At 57.1% G+C, this 11,991-nt stretch carries 11 protein-coding genes; 7 read left to right on the top strand and 4 right to left on the bottom strand.

Annotated elements, in window-relative coordinates; translation table 11 throughout:
- The first annotated feature begins 472 nt into the window (after window positions 1–472).
- Together ACURWW_RS06870 and ACURWW_RS06865 are read left to right on the top strand one after the other, a co-directional pair.
- Window positions 473–886: a GFA family protein gene (locus tag ACURWW_RS06870; protein WP_445615739.1), complete on the top strand. Its 414-nt coding sequence runs from the start codon at window positions 473–475 to the stop codon at window positions 884–886.
- Between the two features lie 308 nt (window positions 887–1,194).
- Window positions 1,195–1,806 (top strand): hypothetical protein, encoded by a 612-nt coding sequence (locus tag ACURWW_RS06865; RefSeq protein WP_445615740.1) that lies wholly within the window; start codon window positions 1,195–1,197, stop codon window positions 1,804–1,806.
- A 107-nt stretch (window positions 1,807–1,913) separates the two neighbouring features.
- Here the strand turns inward: ACURWW_RS06865 and ispH are convergent, their stop codons facing one another.
- Window positions 1,914–2,900: a 4-hydroxy-3-methylbut-2-enyl diphosphate reductase gene (gene ispH / locus ACURWW_RS06860; RefSeq protein ID WP_445615741.1), complete on the bottom strand. Its 987-nt coding sequence runs from the start codon at window positions 2,898–2,900 to the stop codon at window positions 1,914–1,916.
- Between the two features lie 244 nt (window positions 2,901–3,144).
- Between ispH and ACURWW_RS06855 the strand changes: the two genes are divergently transcribed.
- From ACURWW_RS06855 to ACURWW_RS06840, 4 genes are read left to right on the top strand one after another with little or no spacing between them, the layout of a single operon-like run.
- Entirely contained in the window at window positions 3,145–4,083 is a 939-nt protein-coding gene (locus ACURWW_RS06855; RefSeq protein ID WP_445615742.1) for a polyprenyl synthetase family protein, read from the top strand.
- Window positions 4,084–4,115: 32 nt separating this feature from the next.
- Window positions 4,116–5,048, top strand: a complete 933-nt coding sequence (locus tag ACURWW_RS06850) for an ABC transporter ATP-binding protein (RefSeq protein ID WP_445615743.1) — start codon at window positions 4,116–4,118, stop codon at window positions 5,046–5,048.
- A gap of 50 nt (window positions 5,049–5,098) precedes the next feature.
- Entirely contained in the window at window positions 5,099–6,259 is a 1,161-nt protein-coding gene (locus tag ACURWW_RS06845; protein ID WP_445615744.1) for an ABC transporter permease, read from the top strand.
- Window positions 6,260–6,305: 46 nt separating this feature from the next.
- Window positions 6,306–6,800, top strand: a complete 495-nt coding sequence (locus ACURWW_RS06840; RefSeq protein WP_445615745.1) for a sterol desaturase family protein — start codon at window positions 6,306–6,308, stop codon at window positions 6,798–6,800.
- Window positions 6,801–6,808: 8 nt separating this feature from the next.
- Here ACURWW_RS06840 and ACURWW_RS06835 read toward each other — a convergent pair whose 3' ends face one another.
- Genes ACURWW_RS06835 through crtY form a run of 3 tightly spaced genes read right to left on the bottom strand, consistent with a single transcriptional unit; the run spans window position 6,809 to window position 10,568 of the window.
- A complete protein-coding gene (locus ACURWW_RS06835) occupies window positions 6,809–7,768 on the bottom strand; it encodes a phytoene/squalene synthase family protein (protein ID WP_445615746.1) in 960 nt (319 codons plus the stop codon).
- Complete coding sequence (locus ACURWW_RS06830) at window positions 7,765–9,312, bottom strand: phytoene desaturase (protein ID WP_445615747.1); 1,548 nt, start codon at window positions 9,310–9,312, stop codon at window positions 7,765–7,767. The genes ACURWW_RS06835 and ACURWW_RS06830 overlap by 4 nt, the downstream gene beginning before the upstream one ends.
- 2 nt (window positions 9,313–9,314) lie before the next feature.
- Window positions 9,315–10,568, bottom strand: a complete 1,254-nt coding sequence (gene crtY / locus ACURWW_RS06825; RefSeq protein ID WP_445615748.1) for a lycopene beta-cyclase CrtY — start codon at window positions 10,566–10,568, stop codon at window positions 9,315–9,317.
- Window positions 10,569–10,670: 102 nt separating this feature from the next.
- Between crtY and ACURWW_RS06820 the strand changes: the two genes are divergently transcribed.
- On the top strand, window positions 10,671–11,861 hold the full coding sequence (locus tag ACURWW_RS06820; RefSeq protein ID WP_445615749.1) for a glycosyltransferase: 1,191 nt from the start codon (window positions 10,671–10,673) through the stop codon (window positions 11,859–11,861).
- Window positions 11,862–11,991 lie beyond the last annotated feature (130 nt).

The raw sequence follows: 11,991 nt of genomic DNA, 5'->3' as shown, positions 1-11,991 counted from the left end.
GGCATTGACTCATTCTTACCGCCCCCTGTTGATGTTTCCTGGTTCAAAGAAGGCGACAACTATCCTGACACAGGGGGTACAGTGAATCGAATCGTTTTTGCTGTGCTTTGTGCATGAAGAAGTTCCCCTAGTAGTCGTGCTCGGGCTTGAGCACGTAGGGGCATTATCTTTTGAACAGTATTTTGCTTTGCCGCGGAGCGCTTCGTTCAACAGACGCAAGCAGCGGTGCGTCAAGAAGCTTGATGCACCTTGCAGGGTCTAAGTCCCTCTAGGGGAAGGTGGCCACCCTTAGCGAATGACGCGCGTCGTGCGGAGCATCGAAACGGGAGCTGACCGTGCACGGTAACGATGTTATTACTGAGGTGGCCGGTGCGGTAGTTCCGCACGCCGGGGTCTGGGTGGGGGCGTTCGGTTAACCGGGCGTTCTACCACGACGCACAAAAAAGACTATTGATTTAACAGGAAATGAAAAATGGAATATCCGATAGAAGGTTCTTGCCAATGCGGGCAAGTCACATTTAAATTGAAGGAAGCCCCAAGGATAGTGGTAGCTTGCCATTGCAAACAGTGCCAGAAGCTTTCTACAAGCCCTTTTAGTGTAACCGCAACAATTGACTCTAGCGCTATCGAGTTCTACGGGGAGCTCAAAGAGTGGAGTAGGTCAGCAGAGAGTGGCAACACAAACACGGCTAAGTTCTGTCCGGGTTGCGGAAATCGTGTTTATCATTTCAATCCTGACGACTCTTCGACAATCAAGTTAAAGCTCAAGCCGACCGAAATAGAAAACGATAGTCTTTTTAAGCCTACTGTACATCTATGGGTGTCTGAGAAACTGAGTTGGTACAAGCTGCCAGAGGGGGTAGACGTGTATGAAAAACAACCTTAGCAATAATGTTAACAAAAGTATAAAGCTGCAGTAGTTCCCCCGGTTTGATGGACACCTTCTTATAACATCAGAGGGTGGAAAATGCCTGGACACAACAAGCCATCAAGCCACTGGAGCTAATGGTGATACCGGTCGCCATGATAAGCCTTAACACTCACCGGGCACAGGACAAGTTTTCGGCTGAGCTACGAATGTCGGTGCTGAGGGGATCAATGGAGCTGCCACGTTACATAAAGGCTGCATGGAAATATGTGGGTTTGGACTTTCATAACGCGCCTCATGCCGCGCCCAAACTGTAAGGAGCAGAAATGGCAAATCTTATTCATCGGGGACTGGCGGTAGCAATTCTACTATTTGTGGTCGCTCATATCTTCAATCATCTGGTGGGGCTTGCTGGAGTTGAGGCGCATTCTGAGTTTATGGATTCGGCGAGGGCAGTTTACCGAAATCCAGTCGTTGAACCCGTTCTTCTCATCGCGGTTTTTTGCCAGGTGCTGTTAGGTCTTTACTTTGTCTACCGCTCGTGGGGCGACAGAGCAGGTTTTTTCCAAAAGGCCCAGGTCGCATCTGGATGTTACTTGGCCCTGTTTCTGCTCGCACGTGTCGGGGCGACCTTGAGTGCCAGGAATGTTTTTGATCTGGATACTAATTTCTTTTTCGCAGCCGCCGGCATGCACACCGGAGCCTGGGCCTACTTCTTTGTGCCCTATTATTTCTTGGTTGTATCCATATTTGTTCATGTGGCAGCAGCGGTTCATTGGGCGTTAACGAGAGAATCTGATTCCGTAGCAGCGAACCGCACCGGGTACGTGATTATGGGTATGGGCGCGGTTGTTGCGATCACTATCGTCGCAACCCTCGGCGGGCTGTTCTACGAGGTCGTTATTCCGCCTGAGTATGGTGTGATGTTCAATCAGTAGTAGATGTTGCTGACCACGTTGCACGATGTGTCCATGCCGGGCGGATTCGCCACGGGCGGGAGCGCCAAACCTTCGAAGCTAACACAACAGAGGGTATGGATGCGTCTTTAGTTATTCGGTATCACGCCTTGAGGCATGGCAAACTTCACAGTTTCCACGGGCCCTGGCAAATCCGTGACACTTACGCGCCTGTGGCGGGCAAGCTCCGTCAGCACTTCCTTAACCAAAACCTCTGGTGCACTGGCGCCGGCTGTGATGCCCAGGCGCTTGACACCGTTTAACCATTGGCGTCGAAGTTGATCGGCCTCGGCAATGAGGTAGGTGGGTATACCGCTCCTTTCGCCCAGCTCCCGAAGCCGGTTGGAGTTGGAGCTATTGTTCGCCCCGACCACCAGAATGAGATCCACGTCGTCAGCCAATGTCTGTATGGCGTTCTGGCGGTTCTGGGTGGCATAGCAGATGTTGTCGGTATCCGGCCCTGTAATACGGGGGAACCGGCGCCGCAAGGCTTCGACAATGGCCCCGGTATCGGATATCGACAGCGTGGTTTGGGTGACATAGGCGACCCTTTGTGGGTCCGCCACATTCAGCTGCAGGACATCCTCTTCGCGTTCAACCAAGTGTACCGGGCCCGGCACTCGCCCCAGGGTGCCCTCTACCTCCGCGTGACCGGCATGACCGATCACGACAACTTCATACCCTTTTTCCGCGAACCGCGTAGCCGACTTGTGGACTTTACTGACCAAGGGGCAGGTGGCATCAATGACTTGCAAGGCTCGTTTTCGTGCCTGGGCTACCACCGCGTGGGACACGCCGTGGGCGGAAAAGATGACTACTGAACCCGGAGGAATTTCGTCGACCTCATCGACGAATACCGCTCCTTTGCGTTCCAGTTCAGTGACTACTCGCTGATTGTGAACAATTTCATGCCGGACGTACACCGGCGCGCCGATCTGCTTCAGTGCGCGCTCGACAGTTTCGATCGCTCGCTCGACGCCAGCACAAAAGCCCCGCGGGTTGGCCAGTACGACGGTCAACGGGGATAGCGCCGAAGAGTAGCGCTGCGACGCATTCTGCACTGAACCCATTTCCATGGCTGGTTAGACTCTGCTTGGTACACGCGGCGGGATCACTTTTACTAGAGTCCATTCTCTGCCCAATTAGTTCGGCAATTAACCCGAGATGGCGGAATCCTCAACAAGTGCTGGTCACCATGGTGATTCCGCGAGCTGAAACCGAACTTTCTTGACTTTCCAACCCTCGTAGAAGTGCCTGCTGTTTTCTTGTCAGTCTGGAGGGCAGTGACAGCACCAACGATTTTTGCGCGAGGGAAGGGAAGTGAATTCGGGCATCACTCATCGGCAGAACCAACAGCAGGACCAGCATCAGTCCCTCAAGGCCGCCATTGAACTGGAGCTGGAGCGACTCCTGCCAAAGACAACCGCGCCACCATTCGACCTACACCGGGCCATGCACTATGCCCTCCTGGCGCCGGGCAAGAGGTTGCGTCCTCTTTTGACGCTGTTTGCTGCGGGGGATGAAAATCCCTCCCCGGATCTGCTACGCATTGCTTGCGTCTCTGAATTGGTGCATACCGCGTCACTGATACTCGACGATCTGCCCTGTATGGATGATGCGAAGTTGCGTCGAAACCGCCCCTGCACGCATTTAGCCTTTTCAGAAAGCACCGCGATACTGACCGCCATGGCACTCCTCAACATGTCGTATGGAGTGATCGCCGGCTGCCGCACGCTTGCGCCTGGAACCAGAACAGACATTGTGACCCACCTGACGAAGACTGTTGGTTCAATGGGCCTGGTGGGCGGGCAGATAGCGGACCTGCAGAACAGCTGCGGCAATAACAGCGCGACGTCGGCCAGGAGTGTCGAGCAGCTCTACTACCACAAGACCGGGGTGTTGTTCGAGTTTGCCACGGTGACTGGGGGGCGGATGCGCGGGTTGAGTGGCAGGAAGCTCACTGCCCTCGGCCGATTCGCGCGCGCTTTTGGTTTTCTGTTCCAGATTCGAGACGACCTTCTGGATCAGGATAGCTCAGCCGAAAAGGCCGGCAAGGATGTTGGGAAAGATGCTGACAAAGCGACACTGCTGTCACTGGAGTCCCCACAACGTCTCGAGTCCACAATCAGCACAACGCTCACCATGGCTCGGCAGCAGCTGGCAGATGCAGGCCTGGAATCTTCCGAACTGAAAACCCTTGTTGAGCAGAGTTTTGCCTTTGGGCTCGAGCGCCCCGGTGTGTTCGCCACTACCTCCTGATCTGCTGCCTCGAATAGCCGCTGCCGAATCCTATGACCAAACCGGCGCTCACTATTGAAAACCTGACGGTGACCTACGGTGGCCGACCCGCGCTGGCGGACGCGGGGTTCAGCGTGGAAAGTGGCAGTATAATCGGGATTGTGGGGCCGAACGGCGCCGGCAAGTCCAGCCTGGTAAAGGCAGTGACTGGCAAGCTCTCTCCAGCGAAAGGAGCTATTATCATTCTGGGCGAGAGGGTGAGGCCGGGGCAGGCTTACCGTCATTCCATTGGTTATGCGCCTCAAGTGCCCGGCCTCTACAGCCATTTAACCTGTGCAGAAAACCTCGCGGTGTTTGCTCGGTGGGCAGGAATACCCAAAGCGCAGGTGCCTGCAGCAGTGGCCACCGGTCTGGACGAGATAGACCTCAGTGAACGCCGTAACACGCTGGTATCTCACCTCTCAGCGGGCATGCGTCAGCGCCTGCACGTGGCCGTGGCACTGTTAGGTCAGCCGAAACTCATTGTTCTCGACGAGCCCATGTCGGGTGTGGACCTCGCGGCACGAGCGAAAATACACGAAGTGGTCCGCAGCCGAGCGCGGCAAGGGTCTGCGGTTATAATGGTTTCCCACGACCTATCCGAAGTGGCATCCTTGTGCGACCGTGTGGCCATCTTCGCTGAGGGTCGGCTCGTTGCGTTGGATTCGCCGGACACCTTGATACGGAAACAGTTTGGTGGCAGCAAAATGTTTACGGTGCAGGTATCTCCCTCTGTTCCCGTAGATGTTACCGAACAGCTGCAAGTGCTGGGGTGGAGACCGATGGGGCACAGCGGGCGCTGGACCGCGTATACGGATGAAAATCCGGCTGATTTTATCAAGCAGCTAGACCACTGTGCAGGGAAGCACGTACAAGAAGTGAATATCGCACGCCCTGGGCTGGCAGACGTGATGCGTGAACTCTTAGCTCGGGAATCGGCATCATGATCACCATGTTCCGGGTAATGGGCCTCGGCCTTTTGCGGGACCGCGGCGCAATGCTGCTCGCCTTCCTGCTACCCAGTCTGGTGTTTGCAATCTTCGCCACCATTTTTGCCGATGCCGCAGAGGGCAACTTACACGCGCACATTGGCTTAGCCCTGGATACAGAAGACCCGTCCCTGGTTGAGTTTGCTGAGATTCTAACCGCGGATGACGACCTTCAGGTAACGCTGGTCGCCGGCTCGAGTGATCAGCTCCGGCGCTACGTTCGTGATGGCGCCTTTGATGCTGGGTTGATTGTTCGCGGAAGCGTCGAGGTTGAGGCAGAGCCGCTGTTCATCATTATCAGTGAGCCATCCCGCCGCATCGCCGCTCTGGTTCTGGAGGGCATTATCAACCAGCGTCTGGTAGAGCATTTGCCGGGCCTGCTCGCCAGGCGCCAAACGCAGGCGGTAGAACCGCTTATCGGTGGCTTCAGCACGAGACAAACAGCACGACTGGAGAGACGCTTGCAGGCCATGAGCACAGAACCCGGTGCAGAGGCGCTCCCTGCAGAGCGAGCGGAACTTGCTCTTATCCAAACCGAGTCTGCATACCGTCAGCGCAAGGCGGTACCGGATTACAGTGGCGTGGCTTACTACGCCGGCGCGATATCGATTCTGTTTCTGTTACTGTCGGCCGTAAACGTGGGGATGGTGAGCCTTGAGGAAAACCGCAACGGCATCAGCGACCGGCTGTTGTTGAGCCCGGCCGCGAAGTTGCAGTTAATGTTCGGGCGATGGTTGTTTTTACTTGTCCTTGGCTTTTTACAGGTAGTCATTATCTTTACCGTCGCCCGCGTCGGCTTCCAGCTTCCCGTGGAGCAAGCCTTACCGCAGGTGCTGGCCGTCGCGCTGGCCGCCGCTGCCGCCAGCAGCGGTCTTGCGCTGTTCATTCTGTCGTTGTGCCGCACGGTGCAGCAGGCAAACAACTTTACATCGTTTTTTGTGTTGATCGTTTCCGCCGTTGGCGGGTCTATGGTTCCACGTTTTATGATGCCTGAGTGGCTTCAGGCCGTTAGCCTGTTCACGCCCAACGCCTGGGCCATCGAAGGCTTCTACAGTGCGTTGGTCCGAGGCGGCTCCTGGTCGCAGATTCTAGTTCCCTGTGCTCTGCTTGCTGCCCTGGGGCTGGGATGCTTGCTATTGGCAGCTGTTCCCCGGGGCCGCCCGATGTGAGGCGAGAAGTTAGACGCGAAAGAAAACACCTTATGAGGAGAGCGTGTTGGGCGTTAGCTTTCACACCGTACTGATAGCATTGGCTGCCCTGATTTGCATGGAGGGGTTCGCCTGGTTCGCCCATAAGTACATCATGCATGGCTGGGGTTGGGGTTGGCATCAATCACATCACCAGCGTCACAACAAACCACTGGAAAAGAACGACCTCTATGTGGTGGTGTTTTCCCTGGTCGTGATTGGCCTTTTCTCGTTGAGCGCTGCTCGGTGGCCAGTTTTAATGCCTATTGCCACAGGTATTACTCTCTACGGCGTCCTCTACTCCCTGTTCCACGACGGCCTGGTTCACCGGCGCTGGCCTCTACGTTGGCAACCCAAAAGCGGCTATCTCCGGCGCTTGATTCTGGCGCATCGCATTCACCACGCGGTGCATACCCGGGAGGGCGCGGTATCCTTCGGTTTTCTATGGGCGGACAACCCGGAAAAGCTGAAGATGCGGTTACTGGAAAACCATACCAGGTATAGGCAGAGGACAAGTCATTAAAGCCTTGCTCAGCGGTTTAGCGTCAGTGCCTCGCCCGGGCGTGGCCTCCGGTATAAGTTTACGGGCCGCTGTGCAGGCCGGACAGGCACAATCGGCAGCGCGGTGGCGCCGAGCCACATCTTTCGCCATTGGCTTGTGCTGACACGCTCCTCCCAGGCCCGAGGGCCGCGCCGTCGCAACTCAGTACCGATAGCTTGATAGACGTTCGAAGCCGCTTTCACGGCCCACGCGCAGCGAAAGGGTAATGCCCTTAAACCTACCGCTGCTGAACGATAATACACATCCGCCGTGTCCAGTAGTTCGCACGTGGCTTGATAAGCCTGCGGCCAGTTATCCTGCTCCAACAATAGGTGTGCTTCCGTGGGCGCCCCATGGTCCTCCAGCAGGTCGGTAGGCAGGTAAACCCGGCCTATGCGAGCATCATCCATCACATCTCGGGCAATGTTGGTTAGCTGAAAAGCCAGGCCCAGATCACAGGCACGATCCAAAATCGCCTCGTCCTTTACTCCCATAACCCGCGCCATCATCACCCCTACAGCGCCCGCCACGCAGTAGCAATACTGCATCAGGTCGGTGAGGGTTTGATAGCGCCGTCGTTGTACGTCCATAGCCAAACCCCTTAGAAGTTCAAGAGGCTGCTGGGGAGCGATGTCGTACTTATGCGTTACACGAGCCAAGCCCAGGAACACCGGGTCATCATCTGGATTGCCGCGCAAAGCGGCGGCTGTGCGGCGCTCCAATAGCTGCAGACGCTGCAACGGATGGTGCGCGGGCTCTGCTTGTTCCGCGGTGTAACCCAGGTGCTGTCCGTCGATAACATCGTCGCTATAGCGGCACCAGGCGTATAGCTGTGCCACGTCATTGCGCAGGTCCTCCGGGAATAGCCTGGAAGCCAGGGCAAGGCTTTTTGAACCCGCTTTTATGGACTCGCGCCCGTGCTGGATGACAGCGTCAGTGGTCTGTATCACGGGCCAGCCTCCGCTGCTTGCAGATCCTGCGCGATCAGTTCGCATGTCGCCTTGGCCGACCCAACAACACCGGGTATGCCTGCGCCGGGATGAGTACCGGCTCCCACAAGGTACAGGTTGGAGATCACGGCATCGCGGTTATGAGGCCGAAACCAGGCGCTCTGAGTAAGGCGCGGCTCAATGGAGAACGCGGAACCGAGATGAGCGTTCATCTGTTCCTTGAAATCCAGCGGCGTCAGAACGCGCACACAGTCCAGGTCCCGGCGCAAGTTGGGGATGTAGTGCTCCTCGAGGTACAGGAGAATGCGATCCCGGTACTTGGGCGCTTCCGATGCCCAGTCCACAGCTGCAGCCCCCAAATGGGGCACCGGCGCCAGCACATAATAGGAGCTGCAACCGGGCGGCGCCAGACTGTCATCAGTTACCGAGGGTGCGTGCAGGTAGAGGGAGAAATCCTCCGGCAACTCCGGGCCATCAAAGATTTCGGAAAGCAGCTCCCGATAGCGCCGACCAAACAGCACTGTGTGATGCTGCAGCTGCGGATGTTGCCCCCGCAAGCCAAAGTAGATGACAAACAGAGACATCGAAAAACGCTTCCGCTTCAGGCGTTCGCTGTAACGGCGACCTCGCTGGTGGTGGCGCAACAACGAGCCGTAGGTGTGTACCACATCCGCGTTACTCACCAGCAGATCGCATTGTGCCCGCCAGCCATTTTCACAGCGTACTCCGGTCACCTGATTGTGTTGGGTGAGGATTTCGCTGACGGGTGAGGACAGCCGCAGTTCACCGCCCATGTCCTCGAATAGTTGCACCAAGCCCTGGATTAGCGCCCCCGTGCCGCCCTTGGCAAACCAGACGCCCCACTGGCGTTCCAGGGCGTGTATCAGCGTATAAATGGACGACGCGGTGAAAGGGTTACCGCCCACCAGCAAGGAATGAAAGGAAAACGCCTGGCGCAGTTGTTCGTCCTGAATAAAACTGCTGACCTTGGCGTAAACGCTGCGATAGGCCTGCAGGCGAAGCAACTGTGGCGAGACGCCCACCATGGTGCGGAAGCTTAGGAAAGGCACGGCACCCAACTTGAGGTAGCCCTCCCGAAACACGTCCTGGGTGTAGCGGTACAAGTTTCGGTAGCCTTCGACATCCCCGGGGCTTTTCAGCGCGATTTGGGCTTCGAGTTGCGCTGTATCGTTGACGTAATCGAAGCTGTAGCCGTCCTCCCAACACAATCGGTAGAAGGGGTCCACAGGTAACAGGGTCACGTAATCCGATGGCCGGCGGCCACAACAGGCGAACAATGCCTCGAGAGCCGTCGGATCGGTGATCACCGTCGGGCCGCCATCAAACACATAACCTTTTTCGCGGTAGACGTAGGCGCGGCCGCCGGCTTTATCCCGATTATCAATGAGAGTGGTCTGGATGCCCTGGGCTTGCAGACGGATAGCGGCCGCCAAACCGCCGAACCCGGCGCCGATGACTATAGCCCGCTTGCCGGCTGGGGCCTGAGGGATAGGTTCCTGAATCGGCGCGATGGGTTCCACCATATTTAATCCGGTTCCTTTCCGAACGGTCCGGGGATACGGTTTTCTGCAACACCAACAGGCGTCGGTCTGTCCACTTTGTGGCGTTGCAAAAACCGCCGTTCATTAATCACTTGCAGTGCACGCCATACGGGCACGGGAGGACGACCGGACAGCAATCTGATCTTATCAACGGTGGTCAGATCGCCGGCATAGAAGCGCTGGATAGATCCGCTGTTCAAAGCATAAAAATGTTCTAGCACCCGGTACCTGAGCGCGGGTTCAGCGGCAGAGAAGAGCATGCGGTTCAGGCGCCGGTAAAAGCGTTCGCGCTGCCATTTATCCCGGGCGTACGCCGACACGCTTCGGGAAAGAGCGTCGCTCGTCAGGTGGGGAAGCTTGGCTATGCGAGCAGCCAGTCGCACCGCATCGGGCAGGCTGTAACCAGTGGTTGGTTGGAAAAAGCCTGCCCCAAGCCCAATGCGGGGCGCTGCTGCCGGATGTGTATCTGAACCCGGACGTGGTTGCGCCAGGTTGATCGGTAGAACACCCTTCTCTCGGTGGAGAATCGCCTGAATCTCCCAGGCCTTGTGGTGGGCGTACTCCGCGATGCGCTCCGCAAATTTCTCTTCGTCCAGGGCTGGGCTGTCGCTGTAACAGGTATCCTCGATGAGCAGCTCTGTGGTTGTGTAGGGCAGACAGTAGATGAACCGGAAGCCGTCCCGCTGTTCGACGGTGGCATCCATCAGTAAGGGCTCGGCCAGGCCGTGGGGCCGGCGTGTGCGAACCCGGTGCCCGACGAACTTTTGATAACCCTTTAGCATGGAAGATTGCGGCAGCCCACCTCGCGCATCCAGCACGGCATTAGCGGTAAGGCGCGTGCCGTCAGCCAATTGTACCGCTGTGGGCTCCACGAGCACTGCCGGGGATTCCGTGCGCAGGGATAAACTCCCTGCCTCTACGAATGGCCGTAGGGCGACCAGCAAGCTTGCGGAGTTTCCCGTCGCGTAAGGGATCGGCAAGTGGCGACTGTAACGGGGAAAGCGCACGCTGTATCCCGGCCAACGATGAACAATGAAAGGCTCCAGCCGGTGTAGCCAGGGCGCATCAATATCCGACAAGTTGAAGGACCAGGTATGGCTACCCGCCGCTTGCGGCGCAGCTTCCAGTACCAGAATTCGCTCGCCGGGGTGCTCGATCAGGCGAAACCAGGCGGTTAGCAGGCCCGATAGACCCGCCCCGACGATGATCAATTCTGTCTGCTCGGTTGTGTGTTGCACGCAAATCCCTATGTGCCGCGGGAACCCTGTGGCTACAGCCGATCAAATGGCAAAGACTCAGGTTGAGTGCCACCGCTAACGCATTATTCCCATGGATGGACCATGACGAAAAGAATTCTGTTCGTTTCCGAAGACATTACGCTCGCCCAGATCGTGCGGTTGAAGGCGTTAGCCGATTCTCTCGAAGGTGAACCCTACGAGGTGCATTTTGCCAGTGGCAATTTTGACGGAAAGCTGTTGGGTCGCGCCGCTTATCGCCACTGGCCGATCAAGGTCATTGATAAAACATCGGCCGATTCGGCGGTAGCCGAGTGCCGGCGAATTTATGAGTCCGCCACCCTGAAAGCTTATGTAGAAGATGACCTGAGAGTGATACGGGAGGTTCAACCGGATCTGATTATCGGCGACTTTCGCCTCTCCCTACCCATCAGCGCCAAGGTTGCAGGCATGCCCTTCGCCGCACTCATCAACGCCTACTGGAGCACCGAGGTAGACCGCGACGAATTCCCGGTGCCGGATCATCCACTGGAACCCCGCGTCGGCCACGACGCCATGCGCACGGTTTTCCGTTGGATACGCCCCTGGATGTTTCGTCAGTTCGCGCAGCCGGTAAACCGGCTCCGACGACGTTACGGACTGAAACCAGTCGGCTCGCTGCAAGCACTCCTCACCTATGGGGACTACGTTTTTTTTCCGGACACACCGCAGCTGGTCCCGCTTCGGCGCCAGGCTCCCAACCAGTTCTATTTAGGAGCCATCCAGTGGTCTCCGGCAATCGATGTTCCGGCATCCCTGGAGCCGGTTCTGGCCGGCGATTATATCTATGCCACGTTGGGGTCGTCCGGCAGTGCCAATAAAATAGACACTTTGTTAGAGGGGTTGGCGCAGTTACCACTACCCGTCATCCTCTCCAGTGCCGGACGTTTCCAACGTAAGGTGCCGGACAATGTCTACCTGGAACAATGGCTTCCGGGGGAAACGCTGGCCAAACACGCCCGACTGGTTGTCAGCAACGGCGGAAGCACCACCAGTTACCAAGCCCTCGCCCAAGGCACGCCTGTCCTCGGCATTGCCAGCAATCTCGACCAGTATCTGTGCATGCAGAGCCTTGAAAAGCTGGGCGTGGCGCGCCACCTTCGGGGCGCTTCATTCACTAGCGATGAGGTCGCCAAGACCACGTCAATGATGGCCTACGATCGCGGCTTTGAGAGCCGCGCCCAGGCCATTGGCAAAGCAATGGCTGCCTATGACTATCGCGAGCGCTTTCGGAGTTTCCTTCGTCAAGTGCTCTAAGCGACCCCTGGTAATGCCCTTACGCATTGCGAGGAATGCGGCGCAGCCATACCCGAGGGCAGAAGGCGGTGTGATCTGTCAGTCAGATGAGATGAGATGAGGAACAGGGGAAGGCCAGCGGCCGGCTAAA

Source organism: Gilvimarinus sp. F26214L (genome assembly GCF_054401055.1).
The sequence above is the reverse complement of the archived record's forward strand: the minus strand, read 5'-3'. Positions and strand labels throughout refer to the sequence as shown.

Bases quoted from the DNA above. Each gene is read 5' to 3' on its own strand.
- ACURWW_RS06870 (WP_445615739.1), top strand. From the start codon at position 473: ATGGAATATCCGATAGAAGGTTCTTGCCAATGCGGGCAAGTCACATTT.
- ACURWW_RS06865 (WP_445615740.1), top strand. From the start codon at position 1,195: ATGGCAAATCTTATTCATCGGGGACTGGCGGTAGCAATTCTACTATTT.
- ispH (WP_445615741.1), bottom strand. From the start codon at position 2,900: ATGGAAATGGGTTCAGTGCAGAATGCGTCGCAGCGCTACTCTTCGGCG.
- ACURWW_RS06850 (WP_445615743.1), top strand. From the start codon at position 4,116: ATGACCAAACCGGCGCTCACTATTGAAAACCTGACGGTGACCTACGGT.
- ACURWW_RS06845 (WP_445615744.1), top strand. From the start codon at position 5,099: ATGCTGCTCGCCTTCCTGCTACCCAGTCTGGTGTTTGCAATCTTCGCC.
- ACURWW_RS06830 (WP_445615747.1), bottom strand. From the start codon at position 9,312: ATGGTGGAACCCATCGCGCCGATTCAGGAACCTATCCCTCAGGCCCCA.
- ACURWW_RS06820 (WP_445615749.1), top strand. From the start codon at position 10,671: ATGACGAAAAGAATTCTGTTCGTTTCCGAAGACATTACGCTCGCCCAG.